Source organism: Chryseobacterium nakagawai, assembly GCF_900637665.1.
Classification (GTDB): domain Bacteria; phylum Bacteroidota; class Bacteroidia; order Flavobacteriales; family Weeksellaceae; genus Chryseobacterium; species Chryseobacterium nakagawai.
In genome coordinates this window covers 4,265,099-4,288,285 of sequence record NZ_LR134386.1, presented here as the reverse complement: position 1 = coordinate 4,288,285, position 23,187 = coordinate 4,265,099, and the positions used below count along the sequence as shown (strand labels likewise).

The following is a 23,187-nucleotide window of genomic DNA, read 5'->3' as shown; positions in this document are numbered from 1 at the left end:
CTAAAATAAACTCTATTGTATAAATTGATATAAAATTGTTGTGGCAATTATTTGTCACAACACTTTTATAATAGATTGAATGATAGGGTGAAAGATTAAAATATACCAATGGAATTATCGCAATAAAATTTATTTTGAATTCACAATAAGTTGTTAAACCCGGAATATTTAACAAACTTTAACTCAAATATGGCATTCATTATGTTGATTAATGCAAGTATTTATCAGAAATTTACCACTTATTTTAAATCAAGCTATGTCAGATACATATCAAGCCGAGGATATCCGTCAATTGACGGAAAAAGTAAAAGAAAAAAACTACTTATTTTCTCTTCTGAGACAGGAAATCAACAAGGTGATTATTGGGCAGGAATACATGGTAGACCGTCTATTAGTCGGGCTTTTAGGGAATGGTCACGTTCTTTTGGAAGGAGTTCCGGGACTGGCAAAAACCTTAGCTATCAAAACCCTGGCAGATGCGGTTCATGGTGAGTTCTCAAGAATTCAGTTTACACCGGATTTGCTTCCGGCAGATGTTGTGGGAACCATGATTTACAATATCAAAGACAATGATTTTTCTATAAAAAAAGGTCCGGTATTCGCAAATTTTGTCCTTGCGGATGAGATCAACCGTGCCCCTGCAAAAGTACAGTCGGCACTCTTAGAGGTGATGCAGGAAAAGCAAGTGACCATTGGTGACGAAACCATGAAGCTTCCAAAACCATTTTTGGTACTGGCTACTCAGAACCCGATCGATCAAGAGGGTACTTATCTGCTGCCAGAAGCACAAAGTGACCGTTTCATGCTAAAATGTACTATTGATTATCCTGCTTTCGAAGATGAAAGAAAGGTAATGAGAATGGTTTCTACATCCCATCAACCCACTGTAAATCCTGTAATTTCACTCCAGGATATTGTTGATGCAAAAGAAATTATCAACCAGATCTATTTGGACGAAAAAATAGAAAAGTATATTCTGGATATGGTTTTTGCAACCCGTTATCCTGAAAATTACGGACTTTCTGAGCTTAAAAATTATATCAGTTTCGGAGCTTCTCCAAGAGCTTCCATTAACCTTGCGATTGCTTCAAGAGCGTATGCATTCTTAAAAGGAAGAGCTTTTGTAATTCCTGAAGATGTAAAAGCATTGGCTAAAGATGTGTTGAGACATAGAATGGGATTAACCTTTGAAGCGGAGGCAGAAGAAATCACAACAGAAGAGATCATTAGCAGAATTTTAGCAAAAATCCAGGCGCCATAATGAGTGATGTTATTATTAGAAAAGCAGTTGAGGACGATTGTGCTTCTATGCTTGAGTTGATTAAAGAACTGGCAGAATACGAAAAAGCATTACATGAAGTAACCGTAACGCTGGATGAGTTTACTGAGGATGGCTTTGGGAAATCTCCGGTTTGGGGAGCTTTCGTTGCAGAATGGAATGGTGAAATTGTAGGGATCTCATTATACTATGACCGATATTCAACATGGAAAGGAAGAAGGCTCTATCTTGAAGATTTGGTAGTAACAGAAAAAATGAGAGGAAAACAGATTGGAAAACTTCTGTTTGATGCTACCTTAGAACATGGAAAATCAAATGAATATAGTGGAATGGTTTTCCAGGTGTTAAACTGGAATGAACCTGCCATTAATTTTTATAAAAAATACAGTCCAAAGTTTGACGATGAATGGTTGAATGTATCCATTGAGTTTAAGAACTAGAAAAGTGATAGAGTTTAAACAGGATATAGTCATATATTTCAATTCCCGAAACTCGAGTCCCGGATTCCGAAACCCTTAAACCCAAAACCTTCAAATTTAAACATAAAAACCCTCTATGCAGATAAAAGATATTGTAAAAAAAGTAAAACAGATAGAAATCCGTACCAGAAAAAAGACGGAGGCTGCTTTGATGGGACAATATCACAGTGCCTTTAAAGGACAGGGGATGACTTTTTCAGAAGTCCGTCCCTACCAGTTTGGTGATGAGATCAGAAGGATCGACTGGAATAAGACGGCACGTTTCCGTGAACCTTTCGTAAAGGTAATGGAAGAAGAAAGGGAACTGACCATGATGCTTGTGGTAGATATTTCTGCCTCTATGGATTACGGAACAAAGAATCAGCTGAAAAGAGAATATGTTGCGGAAATAGCAGCCAGCCTTGGGTTTTCAGCAGCAGGGAATAATGATAAAGTGGGATTGATCCTGTTTGCAGATAAAGTATATAAGGTCATTCCGCCTCAAAAAGGAAGGAAGCATATCCTTTCTATTATCAGCAATATTCTTACTGCAGATTATGTTCCGGCAGAATCTAAAATAGACAAAGCACTGGAATATATGATGGGGATTTTTAAAAGAAAATCTCTTGTGTTTTTATTTTCAGATTTTCAGGATGAATATGATTCCAAAATGTTGAGAGTCGCCTCCAAGAAACATCAGCTGTTAGGACTGAGGATATATGATGAAAAAGACAATGAAATTCCTGATGTAGGCTACACATTATTATATGATGCAGAAACAGGAAAAGAAATATGGGCCAATACTTCCAGTGCAAGATGGAGGTATACCTTTGCAGAAGCTCAGAAACAAAAATTAAGAGCTTTGGAGGATGATTTTTCCAACAGTTCAGCCAGTTTTATGAATGTAAATACCGGTTCAGATTATTCAAAATTGTTGTATAATTATTTTCAGAAAAAATAACCCCGGGTTTTGCCCGTCAATAAAACATCAGGCTTAGCCTTTATTATTATTTAACATTGAAAAAAATACTTTTAATACTATCTTTTCTAATCTGTGCAAATGCTTTTTCACAGATATTATCCTCCAATGTAGAGAAGAAAACCATTGCTCTGGGAGAAACCAATCACCTTGTTATCAAGATTGATAACCTTCATGACGAGCAGGTGAATTCTGCAGCAAAAAATGAATTGCTGCCCTTTCACTTTGAAGAAACCAAAGACAGTATTGGCCAGAATGCCAATTCATACGAAAGAAAAATAGAGTTTGCGGTTTTTGAAGAAGGGAAGTTTACCATTCCTGAACTGGAGTTCAAAGTAGGAGATAAAATTCTTAAAACAATTCCCTACGAAATAGAGGTCATTAATACAGCTCAGAAAGCCGATCAGATTAATGATATTATGAAAAATAAGGAAGTTAAGCTTGAAGCCAAAGATTATTGGGAATTGTACAAGTTTTATATTCTAGCGGCATTGGCAGCTATTGCTTTGATTATTGCTATCATTATGATTGTAAAATGGGGTCGAAAAGCGAAAAGCTCTCCAGTAGTGGCTACGAATCAAACCCTGAAGGAATTAGACTCTCTTAAAAAGAAAAAATATATTGAAGGAGGAAACTTCCGTTCATTTTATGTGGAGTTGATCGAAATATCAAGGAATTTTATTACCAAACAATACCATCTTCCGGCAGATGTTCTTTTGACTGATGATCTTATTGATGTTATGAAAAAGAACAATACCATTTCTCAGGATAATGAGAAAATTGTAGAAGAAGTATTCCTGAGAGGAGATTTGGTGAAATTTGCCAAAACTTTCCCGGATCAGGCTACTATGGAGAAAGATTTTGCAGATATAAGAGACTTTGTGAAAAGATCATCCAAAGATTTAGAATTCGAAAACTTAAGAAAAGATGTTTAATTTTGAGTTTTACAGTCCGTGGTTTTTACTGCTTTTTTTGCTGTTTATTCCTCTTTTGATAAAAGATGCGGGTAAAAAGAAAAGAAAAGGCATAAAAGTTCCTACCATCAAAAATATGGGAACGAGCGGGGGAATACAAGGAGTTCTTTTCTTATTAAAAATATCAAAGTACATTATTCTGTCGGCGCTTATTATTGCCATGGCAAGACCAAGGACTTTTACGGTTTCACAGGACAGGGATGATACCAAGGGAGTAGATATTATGCTGTCTATTGATGTTTCACTCAGTATGCTGGCAAAAGATTTAAATCCCGACCGTATTACTGCTCTTAAAGATATTGCCGTTAAATTTGTTCAGAAACGCCCGAATGATAGGATTGGAGTAGTTGCTTATGCCGCAGAAGCATTTACCAAAGTACCTGTTACTTCAGACCATCAGGTAGTCATTGATGAGATCAAAAATCTTAATTCTACAGGTCTTGAACCAGGAACAGCGATAGGGGAAGGACTTTCTGTGGCTGTAAATCATTTAACTAAGAGTAAAGCTAAAAGTAAGGTTATCATTTTAATGACGGATGGGGTAAGTAATATTGAAAATGCAATCCCACCACAACTTGCTGCGGAACTTGCAAAAAATAATGATATAAAAGTATATACTATTGGTATTGGTACAAATGGTTATGCCCTGATGCCAACAGCCGTAGATTTTTTCGGAGATCTTATTTTTACTGAAGCTGAGGTGACTATTGATGAAAATACACTGAGAGAAATTGCCCAGACTACAGGAGGGAAATACTTCAGAGCGACTTCTAACAGCAGTCTGGAAGAAGTGTATGATGAGATCAACCAGTTGGAAAAATCAGATGTGAAAGTGTCAAAGTTGTACAACTACGAGGAGTATTTCAAGATCTTTTTGTGGGCAGCTCTGGCCATGTTGATGCTGGATGCATTATTGAGATGGGTGTTTTATAAAATTTTAAGCTGATGAGTTGGTCTTTAGGAAATTACTGGTATCTATTTTTACTGTTGCTACTGCCGCTGTTAGCTGTCTTTTTGGTTCGTTTTTTAAAATGGAGAAAGAAAAAGAGAGATGTTTTTGCTGCCGGCCAGTTTCATGATAATTTATTTGAAAAAAATTCAGGATTTACAAGGTTTTTTCCTGCATTATATCTATTGGGTACATTATTCCTGATATTCTCGATCATTGATCTTCTGAATGGTTCAGAAGAGGTGAAAAGCAATCAGAGATTAAATAATGTAATTTTTATGCTGGATGTTTCCAACTCTATGAATGCTGAAGATATTGAGCCGAGTCGGCTTACAGAAGCCAAAAATCTAATGATACAGACGATGTCGAAAATGAAGAACGATAAGATCGGGATTGTTATTTTTGCCGGGCAGGCCATATCAATAATGCCTTTAACAACAGATTATAATTCTGCTGAAACCTATATTGGTGCCATTGAAACCAATTCTATGAAGATTCAGGGGACAGATTTCCTGAAAGGAATGCAGGCTGCCACGGAGAAATTTAAAAATGTAAGCAAAGGATCGCGAAAAATTATACTACTGAGTGACGGTGAGGATAATGAAGGGAATGATAATGCCGCCATAAGGCTTGCTAATAAAGAAGGAATAACCATTACCTCTGTAGGAATAGGGACAGATGAAGGAGCGCCGGTTCCCGTATACAATGACGGACAGCTGATGGGCTATAAAACAGATGTCAACGGAAGCACTGTTATTTCCAAAAGACAGACTGAAGCCCTAAGTAAAATGGCGGGTTCTACGGGAGGAACATATATTGATGGTAATAATATCAATGAAGCTCCGGACAGGATTATTGATGCCATTAATAAGAAGTCTTCAGGATCTGAAACACTGGTGAAATCTCAGAATGCAAACCATTATTATCAATATTTTTTAGCAGTATCTATCCTGTTTTTCTTTTTAATTTATATTTTTAATCCCAAAAATGATTTTAATCTGTAGTTTCCCTTTATTTATAGAAGAATATCTACAGGTACTTTAACCGAATTTTAACAAATAAACCCCTGTTTCTTAACATATAAAGGAATAATTTTGCAGGTAATGAATACTAAAACCATATTTTTATCGTTTATAGTTGCTTTCTTCTTCTCAAGCTTCTTGTTTGGGCAGGAAAACTATAGAACTTTGGTTCATGAAGGCAATCAGAAATTTGACGGTAAAGACTATGATGGAGCTTCTTCCAAATATATGGAAGCCGTGAAATCCAATGATAAAGATTTTACAGCTCATTACAATATGGGAAATGCGCTGTATAAAAATAAAAAGTATGAAGAAGCAAAAGCCGAGTTTGAAAAAGCACAACAGCTGTCACAGACTCTTCCGGATAAGGCTGCAGCCCTTCATAATTTAGGAAATACCTATATGCAGATGAATCAGCCGGAAAAAGCGGCAGATTATTATAAAAAATCGCTTAAACAAAACCCTTACAGTGAGGCTACCCGTAAGAATTATGAAATTGCCAAACTGAAAGAAAAAGAAAAGCAGCAAAATAAAAACGAGCAGAATAACTCCGGAAAAGGAGGTGGAGGCGGTAGCGATCAAAACAAAGGTGAAGATCAGAAAGGTGATAAAAAAGACCAAAGGCAGGATCAGGGAAATGGCCAACAAAATGAAGGCAAAAGTGACCAGGGTACCCCTCAACAGAATCAGAATAATGAGGGCAAAATGCCAAAAAATCTTGAAAATCAGCTCTTAGATAAAATAAACGAAAAAGAAAAAGAAACCGCCAGAAGAATTTTAAATAAGAATTCTTATTCGATGCCCGAAAGCAACGAGAAAGATTGGTGATGAAAGACAAATTGATTTACATATTGCTTACTTTGGCATCCGTAATTACTTACGGACAGGTAAATCTTTCTCTTGACGCAGATAAAACCGAGTATGGTGGAAAGGATATTGTAAACCTTACCATTGTTCTTGAGCTTAATGGAAGCGACCTTGTTCAACAGACAGGTTTTCAGCTTCCGGACCTTTCAAAATTCAACATTATCGGGAGTGGATCTGTAACCAATACAGTCATTGATCCGGCTACCAATACGCTTATTACTCAAAAAGTATCCAGAATTGCTCTTGAACCTAAGAAAAAAGGAAAGATCAAAATAGGGTCTGTGCTGGTAACTGTAAATAATAAAATTTATAAAACCGAACCTTTCGACGTTAATATCCGTGATATTATTGAAAAGAAATCTCTGGCCAGTAATACTTCCAATGAAGTCTATCTGAATATGGAGATTGAAGACAGGGATGTCTATCAGGATCAGCCTACTGTTGCTGTTCTGAAAGTATATTCCAGAAATATGGATAATCTTAGAAAAGTAAAGAATATCCGCCTTCCACAGCAGGATAATATTAATGTACATCCTATCAATTTCAATAAATCGGAAATAGATCCTTCTGATAATGGAAATATGGCATCCCAGATATTAGCGGTCTTTATGGTATTCCCAAATGAGGCTGGTTATGTTGAAGTTCCTGGAGTTTCAGCATCTGTGAGTACTTATTCAAATAAAAATAAGATTGTTTCCAATAAAGTAAAGATTAATGTAAGAAAGCTTCCGGAAGGAGCACCAGACGGTTTTAAAAATGCAGTTGGAAATTTTAATGTAAGTGTTTATAATACGACTAAAGAAAAACCTGAAGCTAAAAAGCCTCTGAATGTTGTAGTAAAGGTTGCCGGAGAAGGAAACTTACCGGACCTTGTACTTCCGAAAATTGCAACATCTCCTGATTATGAAGTTTTTGCTCCAAAGATTACATCAAAAGTTTCTCCGGGGAAAACCGGAATGAAGGGGGAGATTCTGGCCAATTATGTAGTAATTCCTAATAAATCAGGAGCCATTTCTATCAAGATGGAACCATTTGCTTTCTTTGATCCTGAAAACAAAGAATATGTGGATGTAGGTCAAAGAATATTGGATGTACAAACATTTTCGCACGATCAGGTATTGGAATCCCGTTCTACGGTAGAAAAGGTAAATGAATATACCAATAATCTTCTGGAGACCGTAGATACGCCGGTTTTGAAAACCACTTCATTTAAAGTAAAAGAGAAAAGCAAGTTCCATTGGAGTATTCTTTTAACCAATATCGGGATTCTTTTAGGCTTATTTGTTGTATATCTGTTATTTAAGACTTGGCAAAAAAAACGTACATTAGTTAGGGAAACTGTATCTCAAAAACCTTTGGGTTCAGTGGCAGAAACAGAAAAAGAAATCCGAGACTTGCTGAAAACGGATATCAATGATTATTTTGGTTATCTTGAAAACCTCAAAGATAACGCCGAATATGAAAAGTTCTTTATTACATTGGAAGAATTGGATCAGGAAGTAAGGAATCAGTATTTCCAAGGCTCTGTTACAGAGTTTAAGACTTTTCTTGAAAAACACAAAGGTTCATCCTTGGCAGAACAATATGGAAGACTGCAGCAGAAAATTCAGATGGAGAAATATTCTCCTGTGAAATCTCAAGAGGGAATTGAGGAACTTTTGAAAACAATTGTTAATTTATATTCACAAATTAGCAAATAGTCAGTTTATTTTCATATTTTTGCGAAATTTTTAATTACAAAGAGATGGAAATTTTTGATGGTTTCTCTTTTAAAGAGATCGTTACCAGCTTTATGGTTCTTTTTGCCGTTATCGATATTATCGGCTCAGTTCCCATTATAGTAAGCCTTCAGCAGAAGTTCGGAAAAATTGAGGCTGGAAAGGCTTCGATTACAGCTGGAGCAATTATGATTGTTTTCCTGTTTGTAGGAAATAAGATTCTAAAACTGATTGGAGTAGATGTAAATTCATTTGCCATCGCCGGAGCTTTTGTGATTTTTGTCATAGCGCTGGAAATGATTCTAGGAATTGAGATCAATAAAACAACCGAAGCAAAGGCCGCATCTATCGTTCCCATCGCATTTCCTTTGGTAGCTGGTGCCGGAACTTTAACAACAGCATTGTCCCTCAGAGCTGAATTTCATGATATTAATATTATTTGCGGGATTATTCTTAATACAATTTTCGTATATTTGGTGCTGAAATCAGCGAAATGGTTGGAGCAGAAAATAGGAGATGCTACTTTGATGATTCTTCAGAAAGTTTTCGGTATTATTCTTTTAGCGATTTCAATTAAATTATTCACTGCAAATTTTGCCCAATTGGTGCTGAATTATGTTAATTTTTAAAAATTATGAAGAAGTTTTATAAAGTATTTTTAGTACTGTTCATCATTTTCATCGCTATTAATTTATATGCTATCAACTGGCAGAATGACCTTATCGCTGATGAAGATAACATTAAGTTTGTATTTTCTGCATCTGCTGCAGCAATAGGCCTTATCCTGCTTTTTGTAATGGATACCTGGAGCCGAATCGGTGTAAAAAAGTAAATTAAATTTTATTGAGTTATCCAAATAGCTTCTGTTGTTTAATATGTTTATTGTCAGTTGTTTATAGGTTTGTTTTGAGTGAAAAATCGGATAACTTTCTAAAAGATTAGGCAAAAATCATAATTAAAAATTATAACTATTTGAAATTCAATATATAATTATTTCAAATGATGGAATTTAAAAGTATAACTCAAAAATTTTATATAGATATAGCCTCTTTCGTTTTGAAGGAGGTTTTTTATTGCTTACTGTGGGTTTTTCCGGCTAAAGGAGCATAACTAATCAATATGGAATAAAAGAGTTACAAATTATTGGCTTGATTAAAACTTTTGAGTGCTTTTTGGAATTCTGATTGTTTTTCAGCAACTACTTTGTACAGATCTAATTTTTTTCGGTCAATTTGAAGCAGGCTGTCTTGAGCTTTATCTATTTTAATGGTATCCTTAGTAAAAGTAAGTTGCTGTTGTTGTTCAATAGACAGCCGCTCGATGAGAAATAAGTTCTTCATTGCTTTGTAATACCCAATGGCAGTTGTTTTTACAGGTGAGCTTTCTTTAATGCCATCAGTGGATAATCCTGATAACGTTTTAATAATTGAATTAAAAAGCTGTTCTTGCTGATCTAAAGAAGTAAGAGCACCCTCGAAATTCTTTTTAATTAAATATTGGTTCTTTTGGATTTCATATCCGTTTTTACCAATCAGTGTATTAGAGGCAATCTGCTCTTGGTCTGTAACTGTTTTTTCAAAATTGGCTGTTTTTTCAGACTTACAGGATAAGAGCCCCAAAAGCAATAATTGAGCAAGAAAAAGATTTGATTTCATAATAATGTTTTTTTTCAATTGGTGTTTTGTAAAGGTATCAAAAGTTTATCACTTAAGATTTTTTTATAAATTACCAGTTTTTATAGTCCATTAGAACAAAAGGATCAGCTGATTTCCTGTAATAGATTTATAATATGAAGAGAAAGAATATTAAGAAACAACCAAATTCTTCAAAATAGCCTCAGACTTAAGCTCTGTTTCCGTCCATTCCTTTTCCGGGTTACTTTGAGCGGTAATTCCTCCGCCTACAAAAATATGTACTGAACCTTTATAAAGTCTTGCGCATCTAAGATTCACAAAATAAAGAACACTCTCTTCTGTTTCCACTTTGATATAACCAGCATAAAATTCACGAGGGAATTTCTCATATTTTCGGATATTTTCATTGCAGAAATCTTTAGGAATACCACATACTGCAGGAGTAGGGTGTAAATCCTTTATTAAACTGTCAAGGTCATTGGGCTTTATTATCGTTTTAAAGTCCGTACGAAGATGTTTAATATTTCCGGAAATATGGTCATAGGTTTCAGACTGCTGAATGTTGTCTGAATAGTTTTTCAGAATATTCTGAATGTAAGTGGTAACCGGTTTCTGTTCATCAATCTCTTTTTCTGTCCATCCTTCAGATGTAGGAAGAGTTCCTGCCAGTGCCATAGTTTCAAACTCATGGGTGATTTTATTAAACTTACCTAGTACTTCGGAAAAAGCCCCCATCCATGCATTTTCTCCATCGTTAAAAAGATACCTGAAGGCATTGGGGTAGGATTGACATAATTTATCGAAACTTGCCTTATAATCAATCGTATTAAAGTCTGTAAAGATCTTTCTCCTTGCATACACCAGTTTAGGAAGATCATTTTCTTTAATAACCTCAATTACCTGTTGTAGAGTATTGCAGTATTCTTCTTTAGTTTCTGCTGTAAAAGCCGTTGTATCTTTTACCAGGGATTCATTAGTGATCGTAATGTTATTAAATTTTGAAGCATCAACCTTGATGATGTTTCCATTAAAGTTGATCTGATTCAGGTTGTTATAAGAATAAAAATTGACTGCGTTTTTATCAGTTGTTTCTTCTACAGTATGCAAGCCTTCGTTGAAGGGAAGTTTGAAATAAATCATGAGTTATGAACAGATTTTGAAAATCACTAACCGGAAATAATATAGGAAATTCCGAAGTTGATTTTCCTTTCTACAAAGGTATTATTAGTCTTAAAGATGTCAAAATTATATGAGCTGTTTTTTATAACAACATCATTAAAGGGGCAGAAAATAAAAGATTATGGTAGGGAAATAAAAAAAGCCCAATTTTTTTGAGCTTTTTAATGGTATGTCTGTTCAACCTACTTATTGATGATATTATTTGTCATCGTCGTATGGTTAATAAGCGTTCCTTTCTCATCCCTGATCTCAATTTCAGAGACATGCATTGTTTTTCCTTTTCTGATGAAACGGGCAGTAGCCGTTACTATTCCGTCCTTTTTACTTCTTAGGTGGTTGGAATTAATGTTGGTGCCTACACCATAATATTTATCACCATCAATGAAGATGTTAGATAGGCTTGAACCCAATGTTTCAGCCAGTACGCAGCTTGCTCCTCCGTGCATAATCCCAAAAGGCTGATGAGTCCTTGGGAGTACAGGCATTGTAGCGGTAAGAGTTTCATTTTCAAGATCTATATCAATGAATTTGATTTCCATTGCTTTTGCCAGGGTTTCACCGCCCCAGTTATTGATGAATGCTAATATTTCTTCTTTTGTTTGACCTTTCATTTTTTTATAGATAAGAGATGATTGATAAATGATGATGGGAAGATCGTAATTTATTTTACTTTTATTCCCCTGAACCCATAATATTAGGGTTCCAGTTGGCAGAAACCTTAGGAACAATATCGTTTTTCACATAATAATCCTGAATTTCCTGCATGATCTCAGAAAACGGAACGGACGCAATTCTTTCATAAGGAATCGTGTAACCAAGGTATACGATGTTTCTTTTGAAATCTCCTGCCGCCAATACAATAGGTACTTTTGCTGCCATTGCCATATGGTAGAATCCTTTTCTCCATTTCGGAACCCAGCTTCTGGTTCCTTCCGGAGTAATTACAAGACTGAAATCTTCTTTGGCAAACTTGCTGGCTACAAAATTGACAAGGTCATTTTTCTGACTTCTGTCAATACCAATACCTCCAAGTCCCCTTACAACACTTCCATACCATGCTTTGGTGTGAGCATCTTTAATGATAATTTTTAAAGGTTTATTCAGGGACCAATAAGCAAAGTTTCCTAAAATGTATTCCATATTATGCGTATGTGGTGCCACCACCAGAATACATCTGTTCAGGTTGTTAACGTCGCCCTGCAGAACAACTTTCCATCCTAATAATTTTAACATCAGTTTGCCTATCAGCTTTTTCATAGATTCTTTGGATTAAAAACAAAAAAGTATAACCAAATTGGTTATACTTTTACAAATATATTGAAATATTATTGCTCTTAAAATAAACCGTTGATTAAATCTACGATTTTCATTACGAATTCCATTGCAAATTGTATCATGATAAGAGTGTTTTTTAGTGTTGGTTGGTTATTAAATTTTAACTATACGAAATTAAAACAATTTTTTCACATAGAGAACTAAATACTAGTTTTTTTCACTTTTCTGAGAGAAGAATGGTGTGAATTTCAAACGGTTGCCTTCCATTCACACCTTCTACCACTCTCTGTAGTTAATTATTTAGTTTGTATGGATATTTCGTTTTTTCCGTCTTTTATTTTGATGTCCACATCTTTGTTGGTCTTTTTGATATCAGATGCTACGGAATCAATAACTTTCTTAGCCAGGTTGTTTGGAACTTTTTTACCATTAATGATAACACTGTCTTTATCATCAGAGTTGTATTCTATACTGGAACCATTGACTGTAATCTTATTTTTTTCGATTCTGATTCCGTTGTGATTTTCATCTCTGTCCTGGTCATCATCATCGATACCGTCTCCGTTCAGGTCACCGTCAAAATCAATTCTGTCTTTTTTCAACGGAATGACCACTGCATTTTGAGGAACTACAAGTTCATAATTTACTCTGTAATCTCTGAATCTGTGCTCATACGGGTATTTAATGTAGTTGGGAAGTATTACTTTATTGTTTACAACCTCTACCGGTACTGTTACCTGAATTGGGAAGTTATAACCGTTTCCTTCTTTTTTGATGATTAAGTAAGGGGTCTTTACTTCCGGTTTTCTTGTCACTTCTACTGAGATATAATCTTCTTCATACACTGATCTTTTATCAGAATAGATATCATCGTCATACGCTTTATAATTTTGTGGGATGCTTACCTGTTTTACGTCTACATATACGGTGTCGGAAGTAGTATTGATGGCTACATTTTCTACATCTTCTTTACTTCCTTTGTAGATTAGGTTTTTCTTAGCCATGCTGATTCCGAAATAAGTCCCCAGTCCGATCAGAAGAAGGAATAATCCACCAACTACCCATCCAAGGTTTCTCAGTTTTGTCTTTGGAGAGAATATCTTAATACTTAGTAAGCTGAAAAGAATGGCCGGAATCAAGCTTCCTATAATCATGATAGCTGCCAGTACTTTATCCAGACCATTATCATCCATATAGAATCTGATCTGATTAGCTCCAGGAAAATCTGTATCCATCCCGAAAAGGGCAAATAGTACAAATACTCCAATAATACTTCCTACAGCTACCAATACAGAGAATGCACCAATTATATATTTAAATATATTCCATATTCCACTTCCTGCATTGTCAATGTAAGGTTTGTTTTCGTTGTAGATTTCTCCGACCCTCTGAGTAGATTCATTGGCAAACTGTACCAATTTATTAGACTCATTCTTAAGATTGTCGAAGTTCATAGGCTTTCCCTGCATCTTCAGGAAATCTGAAGCGGTTTGTGCTTTTGGAAGTACTAACCAAAGGATCAAATAAAGAAGTAAGATCACTAAGGCGCTTCCTGCAGCAGGAATCATCACTAAGAAAACAACTACCCAGATAATTCTCATGGCAGTAATGTCCATTCCTACATAATGAGCTAAACCTGCGCAAACCCCTGCAATTTTCTGCTTTTCAGGATCACGGAATAATTGTTTTTTGTCTGTATAAGGATTTCCTGTGTTTGTATTTTTAGTCGTATTTTTTTCAGAAAAATAAGCCTCTTCCTGTTCTTCAATCTTTTCAGGTGTTCCGATCTGTGCGATTACTTTTTCTACATCCGTATCGTTGATCACTTCACGTTTTCCCAGAGAATCTCTGAAGATCTCCACCATTCTTATTTCTATGTCATGCATTACCTCATCTGCTTCTGAAGCATCCAGTGAGCTTCTCAGAGCGTTCAGGTAATCGCTGAGCTTTATATATGCGTGTTCTTCTATCGTAAAAGAAAAACCTGCGAGTCCTATTGAGAGTGTCTTGTTCATAGCTTTGTTTTTTAATGTTTTTGTGTAATTTGGTTTACTGAGGCTGTAAGCTCATTCCACGTATTTTGAAGTTCATCCAGAAAAAGTTTTCCTTTTTCTGTGATCTGATAATATTTTCTGGGTGGTCCTCCAGTTGATTCTTCCCATCTGTAAGAGAGAAACTCTCCATTTTTAAGTCTTGTGAGAAGAGGGTAGAGGGTACCTTCCACAACATCCAGTTTTCCTTTTTTCAGTTCGTCAATAAGATCAGAAACATACATTTCGCGATTATTGATGAGACTTAGAATACAGAATTCCAGAATTCCTTTTCGCATTTGCGCTTTGGTATTTTCAGTATTCATCTTTTGATAAGTTTTGTTAATTAAGGTTATGTTTTTAGAAAGATGCTCCTAGCTAGTTGAGCCTATTCTAATTTTACATTACAAAGATATATAAATAAAATGGTATTATGCAATACAAAGTAGTGTAATTTTGAAAATAAAATAATTAATAGGTTGATAATCAGTTAAATAATTTTATAAGTAATTTTTATTTGAATAGATTTTGATTGATATTTTTAAAAAAATCAAATTTTTAGATAAAAATATGGGAATATAAACTAATCAATATTAAAGTATTAGGTGATTAACACAATAAACTTTCAATATATGTTAAGTGGTTGCGAATCAGGTTTATAACATTAACTTAAAGACGTGTAATTGTTTAAAATATATTTCAAATGGTATTTATTTGTTAAATTAGTTCCATGAAAAATAATTTTAATTGGCTTCGATTAATTTTCTCAACATTAGTGATTTTTTCCCATTCATTTGACCTAACCGGAAATTCAGATTTCCTTTTTGATTTGACAAAGACAACTTCATTGGGAGCAATTGCAGTAGCATTTTTCTTTGTTTTAAGTGGTTACCTAATTTTTCAAAGTGTTGAAAACTCTAAGAGCCTTTTCGATTATTTTTGGAAAAGATCACTAAGACTTTTCCCTGCATTATTAGTTATGCTTTGTTTTTCAATGGGGGTAATGGTTTTACTAAATTATAAAGTGGTTTTTCAAAAAGATTTTTGGTATTATTTACCAAATAATTTAAGTCTATATAACGTTCAATACAATGTCCCAGGTATGTTTGTAAACAATCCTTATCCCAAAGCTACAAATGGCAGTCTTTGGTCATTGGCTTACGAGTTTAGCATGTACATAGCTATAAGTTTTTTGTTTTTTATTAAATCGTCAATAACTAAAAGAAACTTGTTAATACTTGGTTTTTTAATAAGTGTATGTCTTACAGCGTTTAACCCTAATTACCTAAGCTCCTTTTTCAATACAATTAATCTGGAATCTATTCTGTTTTACAAGCTTTCTGCGTTGTTCTTTGGCGGGGCATTAATGAATTTTGTAAAATTCAGATTCAATTGGCTTGTGTTTGTCATACTATTAATTTCCTTAGCCGTTAGCTTTTATTTTGGTGTATTTCATATAACCTCATCCTTTATATTCCCGTTATTAATTATTCTTTTAGGTGAAGATTATTTTCAATCATTTCAACTTCCAAAAAAGTTAGGAGATATATCATATGGCGTTTATATTTATGCCTTTTTTATCCAACAAGTTTTTATGAACTTTTTGAATTTGTCTCCTATTTTATTGTTTACTTTATCAACAATTGTAACTTACATCTTATCTTATTTTTCATGGCATTTTGTAGAGAAAAAGATGAAACGATTTAAAACCATTTATAGTCCGCAATTACAGTCCCAGTAAGATATATTTCAAGGGCTATCTTTTATAATAACATAAAACATAAAACCACCATTAATTCTGAAAGTATTTACTTTCCTATACCTGTATATTAAATATTTCCAAAACAACTCATTGATCATAATTCGTTCTTTATGAGTTTTGAAATCGAAACTATGATTCGTATTTTTGTTTGAAAGTTTGTATAAACATTTGAATCCAATATTACTATGAACATGAATATTTTGAATTATTACAGGAGTATATCCGCTTTTATGCTATTAGGTCCTTTATGTTTTGGACAATATCAATTTGAAGTTAAAGAGGCATCCAAAAACTATAATGCTATCATTCATATAGACAATTGTTTCGATGACCAATGTATGGATAAAGGAACTGTTGAGTTATTTGATAATAAAAACAGTAAAGTGCAGAGCTTTACATCAGATAAGCTGGTTTTACAACTTGGAAAAGGACAGAGGCTGGAGCGTGGAAAAGTAATAGCCCTAACAAATGAACAAAGCCCTGTAATTTTTGGTGACTTTAATTTTGACGGAACCGAAGATCTTGCCATAAGAAATGGGAATATGGGAAACTACAGTTCGGCATCTTATGATGTGTATGTATTCAACAGCACCAGAATGTCTTTTGTAAAAAGTGCAGAACTTACAGATTTAGGGTCAAACTCTTTTGATTTTTTCGAAACAGATCCGGTACGTAAACGTCTTATTGCCTATGGAAGATCAGGATGCTGCAATTTCTTTACTACAGAATATGAAGTCATTCCAAATAAAGGACTCGATAAAGTGCTTGAAAAAGAAGAAGACGAAAGCGAAGATGGCTATGTGAAAGTTATCATCAAAGAAAAAAAGAATAATAAGTGGACTACCAGAACCAAGGTATATCCATCAGATCAATATAATAGAGGAAAGTAAAATGAAAATCCAGAAAGAAATCGATTTTATCCTGGCTGTAGATGCCTTAAAAAATGTACAGAGAAGAAATTATAATGCAGATGATTCCAGAAGAGAGAATACAGCCGAACACTCCTGGCAGATCATTATTCTGGCCCAAATCCTTTATCCCTATGCTAAAAACCGTATGGATATTGATTTGTTGAGAGTGATAAGAATGCTTTCCATTCATGACCTTGTCGAAATTGAAGCGGGTGATACTTTTCTTTTCGACGAAGCTGCTATGGTAGGAAAGTTTGAAAGAGAAAAGATGTCCGCACAGAAAATTTTCGGAATTCTGGATGAGCCTTTACGTTCGGAATTCTTCAATCTATGGCTTGAGTTTGAGGAAGAGGTAACTCCGGATGCCATTTTTGCCTGTTCTATTGACAGGATTATGCCTTTTATTCTGAACTCCTATACTTCAGGAAAAAGCTGGACAGAGGCTGGGGTTACCGAAAAACAGATCAGAAATATGCTTGAAAATGCCATTACCAGAGCTTCGGATGAAATGGGAGAGGCCTTTGAACTGCTACTGAAGAAAGGTTTGGAAACGGAAAAAGTTTTAAGATAAATTGTATGAAAAGTTTCGGGCGGCCAAAGGCCGCCCGAAACTTTTATTTATAGGATCTGAATTGGTTTCTTGAATTCATCAATTGCTACAAAGGTAAAGTCTCCCACAATTGCTTTTTCTCTTTCGTAAGAATACATTTGTTCTGTGTAGATCTCAACACTTACTTTCATACTGGTTTTTCCAACGTATGAAACTTTTCCGATCAGTTCTACAATTGTTCCGGCAGGAATTGGTTTTTTAAAATCGATCTTGTCACTGCTTACTGTTACCACTCTTTTTCTTGCGAAACGGGTGGCAGCAATAAAGGCTACTTCATCCATAAGCTGCATGGCTGTACCTCCGAAAAGAGTATCGTAATGATTGGTTGTGTTAGGGAAAACCGCTTTGAAGATTCTGGTTTCTGCAGCTTCAATTCTTTCTTCTGTAGTCATATTTCATTATTAATTAAGGCGAAATGAAATAGTATCAAAACAACAGAATAATGACAGGAACGTTGGAAGCCCCTGAAACAATCCATCAGATCAATAAAACTTCAAATCGCGAAAGTTTCTTGTTTAAGAAATCGGCAGGTCTCCTGACTTGTAACATCTTTTACCTCCTTCCCATGCCTCGCACAGTGGATCTTTTGATAAAGATTTTAGTTACTTACAGTTGCGCGACAGTCCGTGATTTTCACACGGTTCCCTTTTAATCTGCGGTTATGCAGAACCAGTTTCTATGATGAATAAGTGTAAAACTTTTTCGGCTGCAAAATTAATGAATTTATTCCGGATTATGATAAATAATCTGGCTGATTACTCTTCCCTTCTTGATCGTCCATAGAGTAGTGTATCTGTACTCTCCGGAACCATTGATCATATAAAGGAAAATGTTGTCATTGTCCAGAGAAGTTACGCCTATATTGTTGAAATCCATGGTAGGCTGGAACATATTTTTGATGGCTTCTCTCACGAAAACAGAACCTCTTCCAGGTTGTTGAAGTCTGATTGATTTAATTTCCGTCATTCCTTCAGGAAGATCATTTCCAATTCCCCATGGCTTTACTTTATCAATGGTAAGAAGCTTTCCTTCGGTATCTTTTTCCTTTTTACGGTAACTGGCATTAGATGGATACACGTCAATCACCACTTTACTTCTTTGGGCAGTAGGAATTTTAGGGTCAGAATTATCTGTAAAGATCAGTGATTTTCCGTTTTTAGATTTAGAAGGTGTATAGGCGGGAAGCTGATCAACAAAAGCAATACGCTCTTTGTTTACCATTCCTTCTTTGTCAAGGGTTTCATAGCGTACAAAAGGTTTTTCCTCGTCCTGCTTTTCAGGGTATTTGATCCAGATCCATTCCGTTTCTCCGGGAGCAGGTTTTACATAAACAAAAACATCCCCTTTACGCATACGGATCTTATCTACAATTTTCCTGTAGTTATCCTTATGTACACGTACATTGGCGTAGCCTTCTTCAGCTTTTACAACACCAAAAGGAACTTTATTCTGACCTTTAACAAAGGCTAAAGAAAAAATACTGAAAGCAGACAGGTACAATGCTTTGTTTACTGAAATCATCTTAACAAATTTTAGATTCCCAAATATATAAATTAAATGTTTTTTGGATGGGTAAAATAAAAAGGTATTTATTGAAATTACCAATACCCTCTAAATAATTTATAAAATTCTTCATCAGGAATGTAGTACTTGTCATTTTCCAGTAGCCATTTCAGGGACTCTTTGCTAAGGTTTAGGCTGTCATAGGTTTTGGTTTTCAAATACTTTTTTTGTCCATCCACGATACTGTATATTATTTGCCCTGTTTTATCATCTATCAATAGGGTTCTCTCTTTTGTCGTTCTATCTTCTGGATGTGGAAAAAGTAAAATATACCAATAGGAATGGATGTCATTAAAAGCTCTATTAATACCTATATAGGGAGAGCCAAATGAATCCGCTATAGCCAAAAGATCATAAAAATTCATTCTGAAATGAGAGTCATGGTCTATTTTCTGTTGTAATGTACCATCTTCAGAATAGGCATACCATATCCCTGCCGGATAGCCGGAAGCTTTTATTCCATATCCAAAATGTCTTATGGTATGAATGAAGCCATTTTTATAGAAATCAATTTGGGTCTGAATTGCGTTAGAGAATTGCTGGGTATAACCTGAATTTTCAGTTGTTCTTGTATATTTCTGTATATCTCTTTTGCCTGTCATAATAGAATATATTACTCCGTCCTTGAATTCATAAGTGGTTAATGGAATAACGCTGTCAGCTTTGTCTTTCAATTCTACAGTATGTGTATTGGTGTCTTGATTATAGGTTTCGGTGTAAAATATCTCATTGACAGGCTGCTTTTGTTTGGCATAGGAAACCAGAGTCTCATAAGTAGGTATAATTAGGTTTTCCTTTGAAATATCATCAATTTTTATCGTACTGAATTTTTGTGCAGGATTTGGTGTTTTCTGCTGTGCATTCATAAAAGACAAAATACTGAAAATCCCAATTAAAAATACTGAGCGATAGATCTTGTACATATTAGAATAGTTTTTGATCTATAAATCTTGTACTAAGATTCTGATCTTTGATTAGATGAATCATAAATAGCCTTTGGATCATTTTTAAGATAATAAGAAAATACTCCAAAGAATAAAAAAACAAGCAGGAATAAGACCCCACACACATAAAAAGCAGTTCCAAAACCATAGCTGATGGTGACGCCGCCGCCCAATCCCATTCCAACTTTATTATTTCCGAGACCTTCCATCTTGGATTGGAATGTTAAATAGAAAGTTAATAAAGAGATAAGACCTAACAGGGAAATAGCAATATGATAGATGTATTTTTTCTTAATACTTTTTATCAGATGAATGACAATTCCTGCAATGGCAGCTAAAAAAGCAAGAATGATAAACGGACTTGGGGGAATATTCTCTTTGTTATTTTTATCATTGGAAGCATTAAGTGGTGAATATTCACTGTCAGCATTTGACGATGAGTCATTAGAATCATTTCCAAAAGCGGACCCAAAGGGAGAGTTCTGTTTTAAATTTTCTTTCATGCGTTCATTCATTGTCTGTTTGGAAACTCCTGTTACCAAATCTGTTCCTTTAATAGACATTAAGGTGGTATCACCACATTTTATCAAGAAAAAGGGAAAGAAAAAACATAGAATAATGACAGTGTAACTTGGTATTGGAATAAGGTCTGATAATACTTTTAATGGCTTCATAATTATTGTTTTTGTTAAAAATAAGAAATTATCATGAGAATATACAAAAGAAAAGAGAGCATCCTCAGACACTCTCTTCCATTATTGTATTCAATTAATTTTCAAATGTATTAAATTCTCTCTAGTTCATCTGCATCAATCGTCGTTTTGAAAGTTCCGTAATTGACAATCACTTTATTTCTGGAGATTTTCTCAATCGTTCCTACGCTGGTACTTCCGGTAATTCGGACACGCTGCCCTATTTTCATCCATATTTCGCGGTCACTCTTGCGTTTTTCTTCCAGTTTTTCGTTGGTTTCAGCAATTTTTTCAATCACTTCTTCCTTTTTAAGCTGTTGTGTGATCTTTCTCTTAACCACCTGAAGACGTTTGGATTCATCCTTATCAGCACCAATCTTTCTAAATTTTTCCTGTTCAAGCAGTTTCACAAAGTCCTTCACCACATCTTTTCTGGATTTTCCTTTTGTATAGCTGTCAATGAACGTTTCAATCTTATTCCCGAATTGAAGTTTACGGTGTTCCTCTTCATAAAGTTTCTGGAAATTGAATAGTTTCTGCTGAAGTTGGTCATTCAGTTTCTGAAGATTATCACGCTTGTCTTCTACAGATTCTTTTCTTTCCGCAAGATCCGATTTCAGTTTTTCAACCTCAAATTTCTCCTGTTGAAGCTTTACAATCGTTTTATCAAGATTTACAATGTCATGTTCTACCTTTTTCTTAGCAGAATGAATGATGAACCTTGGGATTTTATTCTTTTCAGCAACTTCAAAAGTAAAAGAACTTCCTGCTTGGCCAACCTCCAGTTTGTACATGGGCTCCAGGGTCTCTTCATTGAAAAGCATTGCCGCGTTCTGAGCATTTGGAAGCTGCTCTATAACCAATTTGATGTTGGTATAATGCGTTGTAATGATCGCAAAGCTCTTCTTATCGTAGAAAAATTCCATAAAACTTTCAGCCAAAGCACCTCCCAATTCAGGATCAGAACCCGTTCCAAATTCGTCAATCAGTAAAAGTGTATTTGCGTCAGCCTCACGGATGATTCCAGACATTTTCTTTAACCTTGATGAATAGGTGGATAGATGGTTTTCAATGGATTGGTTATCACCAATGTCAGTCATGATTTTTTCAAAGAAAAACATTTCGGACTTTGGATGAACAGGGACCAGAATCCCACTTTGAATCATCAATTGCAGCAAGCCTACTGTCTTTAATGTAATTGATTTTCCACCGGCATTAGGTCCGGAAATACATATAATTCTATTATGATCCGTTAAAGCCAGAGTTTGTGGATGAATTGTTTTGTTCTCTACCTTATTTCTCAACCATAATAAAGGATGGAAAGCATCTTTCAATCTCAATGTTCTATGACGGTTGATCTTTGGAAGAACTCCGTTGATAAGCTCTGCAAACTTAGCTTTAGCCATTACCAGGTCAAGATCAAAAATATACACCTGATATCTCCAAAGTTGAGGCTGGAATTCTGCCAGTTCAGCAGTAAGCGTTCTTAAAACTTTATCAATTTCTTTTTTCTCTTCCTCTTCATTCTCACGAAGCTTGAAATAATGTTTTACAACACTGTCCGGCTGGATATAGGTGATAGATCCGGTTTTTGAAATGCCCAGGGTTCTTCCCGGAACTCTTTTCTTAAATCCTGATTTTACCGCCAACACCCTTTGGTCATCAATAATTGTTTCCCTTATATCATCCAAAAAATCACTCTGTCCATACGTAGTCAGAGCACGATTGAAGTTTTCCTGAATCGCTTTTTTAGCATGCTGAATCTCAGTTCTTATCCCTTTTAAAGCTGGAGAAGCATCACTTTTTACCTCACCAAACCGGTTGAATACTTTATCTACCTTCTCGATGATTTCTTTTCTGAATTCCAGTATAGAAACTTCTTCCAATAAAGTAGGAAACGTTTCTGGCATGGTAGGCAAGAACTTTTGCAATCTTCCGATCTGTTCTGTGATGGCTTTTATTTTGATGAAAGCACTGTTTTCCAGACGGTAATTTTCAATCAGCATCAGTTTCAGCTCACTTTCAATATCTTCATACTCATCAAACGGAATTGCATTTGAACTTTCAAAACTCGACAGATATTCTGATGTTTTTTTCAATGAAAGTTCCGCCTCGTCAATTTCCATCGGACGAAGTTGAAGAATTTTTTCTCTTGTTTTCGGAGAATACGCAAATGGGGAAATTTCCGCGAGCAATTGCGGAAACTCTAATTCGTCTAAATCTTCTTTATCTATATACACAGTGCAAATTTAGTGAGAATTTTGATTATTACGTATATTTGAGCGATTTACAAAATAGATTGATGAAAGAATTATTGTTTACTCTGTATTTCTTTTCAGAG

24 protein-coding genes and 1 riboswitch are annotated in these 23,187 nt (G+C 35.0%); of the genes, 13 read left to right on the top strand and 11 right to left on the bottom strand.

Translation table 11 applies throughout. The annotated features are described in order from the left end of the window. Positions 1-256 precede the first annotated feature (256 nt). The 10 genes from EL260_RS19305 to EL260_RS19260 all read left to right on the top strand — a co-directional run bounded on the left by EL260_RS19305 (position 257) and on the right by EL260_RS19260 (position 9,078). Positions 257-1,261 carry an AAA family ATPase gene (locus EL260_RS19305; protein WP_123857152.1) on the top strand — a complete coding sequence of 335 codons (1,005 nt, stop codon included), beginning with the start codon at positions 257-259 and terminating at the stop codon, positions 1,259-1,261. After that, the gene (locus EL260_RS19300) at positions 1,261-1,719 is read left to right on the top strand and encodes a GNAT family N-acetyltransferase (protein ID WP_123857151.1); all 459 of its coding nucleotides are present in this window, start codon (positions 1,261-1,263) and stop codon (positions 1,717-1,719) included. Before EL260_RS19305 ends, EL260_RS19300 begins: the two co-directional genes overlap by 1 nt. Positions 1,720-1,834: 115 nt before the next feature. Further along, complete coding sequence (locus EL260_RS19295) at positions 1,835-2,698, top strand: DUF58 domain-containing protein (protein WP_123857150.1); 864 nt, start codon at positions 1,835-1,837, stop codon at positions 2,696-2,698. 56 nt (positions 2,699-2,754) lie between these two features. Continuing rightward, the gene (locus EL260_RS19290) at positions 2,755-3,651 is read left to right on the top strand and encodes a BatD family protein (protein ID WP_123857149.1); all 897 of its coding nucleotides are present in this window, start codon (positions 2,755-2,757) and stop codon (positions 3,649-3,651) included. Then, positions 3,644-4,636 (top strand): VWA domain-containing protein, encoded by a 993-nt coding sequence (locus EL260_RS19285; RefSeq protein ID WP_123857148.1) that lies wholly within the window; start codon positions 3,644-3,646, stop codon positions 4,634-4,636. The genes EL260_RS19290 and EL260_RS19285 overlap by 8 nt, the downstream gene beginning before the upstream one ends. Further along, positions 4,636-5,643 carry a vWA domain-containing protein gene (locus EL260_RS19280; protein ID WP_123857147.1) on the top strand — a complete coding sequence of 336 codons (1,008 nt, stop codon included), beginning with the start codon at positions 4,636-4,638 and terminating at the stop codon, positions 5,641-5,643. The genes EL260_RS19285 and EL260_RS19280 overlap by 1 nt, the downstream gene beginning before the upstream one ends. Before the next feature lie 99 nt (positions 5,644-5,742). Then, a complete protein-coding gene (locus tag EL260_RS19275; RefSeq protein ID WP_123857146.1) occupies positions 5,743-6,489 on the top strand; it encodes a tetratricopeptide repeat protein in 747 nt (248 codons plus the stop codon). After that, entirely contained in the window at positions 6,489-8,228 is a 1,740-nt protein-coding gene (locus tag EL260_RS19270) for a BatD family protein (protein WP_123857145.1), read from the top strand. Before EL260_RS19275 ends, EL260_RS19270 begins: the two co-directional genes overlap by 1 nt. 44 nt (positions 8,229-8,272) lie before the next feature. Next, positions 8,273-8,875, top strand: coding sequence for a MarC family protein (locus EL260_RS19265; protein ID WP_115973180.1), 603 nt, complete (start codon positions 8,273-8,275; stop codon positions 8,873-8,875). 5 nt (positions 8,876-8,880) lie between these two features. Further along, on the top strand, positions 8,881-9,078 hold the full coding sequence (locus EL260_RS19260) for a hypothetical protein (protein ID WP_045499691.1): 198 nt from the start codon (positions 8,881-8,883) through the stop codon (positions 9,076-9,078). Between the two features lie 301 nt (positions 9,079-9,379). On the opposite strand, the gene EL260_RS19255 is transcribed toward EL260_RS19260, so the two are convergent. The 6 genes from EL260_RS19255 to EL260_RS19230 form a co-directional block, all read right to left on the bottom strand. Beyond that, positions 9,380-9,901, bottom strand: a complete 522-nt coding sequence (locus tag EL260_RS19255; protein WP_123857144.1) for a hypothetical protein — start codon at positions 9,899-9,901, stop codon at positions 9,380-9,382. A 150-nt stretch (positions 9,902-10,051) separates the two neighbouring features. Next, complete coding sequence (locus EL260_RS19250) at positions 10,052-11,020, bottom strand: chorismate-binding protein (RefSeq protein WP_123857143.1); 969 nt, start codon at positions 11,018-11,020, stop codon at positions 10,052-10,054. A 221-nt stretch (positions 11,021-11,241) separates the two neighbouring features. Further along, positions 11,242-11,670, bottom strand: coding sequence for a PaaI family thioesterase (locus EL260_RS19245; protein WP_068944176.1), 429 nt, complete (start codon positions 11,668-11,670; stop codon positions 11,242-11,244). Between the two features lie 61 nt (positions 11,671-11,731). After that, entirely contained in the window at positions 11,732-12,316 is a 585-nt protein-coding gene (locus EL260_RS19240) for a 1-acyl-sn-glycerol-3-phosphate acyltransferase (protein WP_123857142.1), read from the bottom strand. Positions 12,317-12,630: 314 nt separating this feature from the next. Beyond that, positions 12,631-14,349 carry a PspC domain-containing protein gene (locus tag EL260_RS19235; RefSeq protein ID WP_123857141.1) on the bottom strand — a complete coding sequence of 573 codons (1,719 nt, stop codon included), beginning with the start codon at positions 14,347-14,349 and terminating at the stop codon, positions 12,631-12,633. Positions 14,350-14,360: 11 nt separating this feature from the next. Beyond that, complete coding sequence (locus EL260_RS19230; protein ID WP_123857140.1) at positions 14,361-14,690, bottom strand: PadR family transcriptional regulator; 330 nt, start codon at positions 14,688-14,690, stop codon at positions 14,361-14,363. 404 nt (positions 14,691-15,094) lie between these two features. On the opposite strand from EL260_RS19230, the gene EL260_RS19225 reads away from it, so the two are divergent. The 3 genes from EL260_RS19225 (at position 15,095) to EL260_RS19215 (ending at position 17,608) form a co-directional block, all read left to right on the top strand. Continuing rightward, on the top strand, positions 15,095-16,105 hold the full coding sequence (locus EL260_RS19225; protein ID WP_123857139.1) for an acyltransferase family protein: 1,011 nt from the start codon (positions 15,095-15,097) through the stop codon (positions 16,103-16,105). A 212-nt stretch (positions 16,106-16,317) separates the two neighbouring features. Next, positions 16,318-17,016 (top strand): XAC2610-related protein, encoded by a 699-nt coding sequence (locus tag EL260_RS19220; protein ID WP_123857138.1) that lies wholly within the window; start codon positions 16,318-16,320, stop codon positions 17,014-17,016. A 1-nt stretch (position 17,017) separates the two neighbouring features. Further along, positions 17,018-17,608: an HD domain-containing protein gene (locus EL260_RS19215; RefSeq protein ID WP_123857137.1), complete on the top strand. Its 591-nt coding sequence runs from the start codon at positions 17,018-17,020 to the stop codon at positions 17,606-17,608. Between the two features lie 47 nt (positions 17,609-17,655). On the opposite strand, the gene EL260_RS19210 is transcribed toward EL260_RS19215, so the two are convergent. The 5 genes from EL260_RS19210 to EL260_RS19190 all read right to left on the bottom strand — a co-directional run bounded on the left by EL260_RS19210 (position 17,656) and on the right by EL260_RS19190 (position 23,086). Further along, positions 17,656-18,039 carry an acyl-CoA thioesterase gene (locus tag EL260_RS19210; protein ID WP_047098292.1) on the bottom strand — a complete coding sequence of 128 codons (384 nt, stop codon included), beginning with the start codon at positions 18,037-18,039 and terminating at the stop codon, positions 17,656-17,658. 116 nt (positions 18,040-18,155) lie between these two features. Next, positions 18,156-18,336, bottom strand: a riboswitch (cobalamin riboswitch). A 34-nt stretch (positions 18,337-18,370) separates the two neighbouring features. Beyond that, positions 18,371-19,168: a hypothetical protein gene (locus EL260_RS19205; protein WP_123857136.1), complete on the bottom strand. Its 798-nt coding sequence runs from the start codon at positions 19,166-19,168 to the stop codon at positions 18,371-18,373. A 77-nt stretch (positions 19,169-19,245) separates the two neighbouring features. Continuing rightward, complete coding sequence (locus EL260_RS19200; protein WP_123857135.1) at positions 19,246-20,133, bottom strand: hypothetical protein; 888 nt, start codon at positions 20,131-20,133, stop codon at positions 19,246-19,248. A gap of 32 nt (positions 20,134-20,165) precedes the next feature. Beyond that, positions 20,166-20,828 (bottom strand): hypothetical protein, encoded by a 663-nt coding sequence (locus tag EL260_RS19195; RefSeq protein WP_123857134.1) that lies wholly within the window; start codon positions 20,826-20,828, stop codon positions 20,166-20,168. 110 nt (positions 20,829-20,938) lie between these two features. Then, a complete protein-coding gene (locus EL260_RS19190) occupies positions 20,939-23,086 on the bottom strand; it encodes an endonuclease MutS2 (RefSeq protein ID WP_123857133.1) in 2,148 nt (715 codons plus the stop codon). Positions 23,087-23,187: the final 101 nt, after the last annotated feature.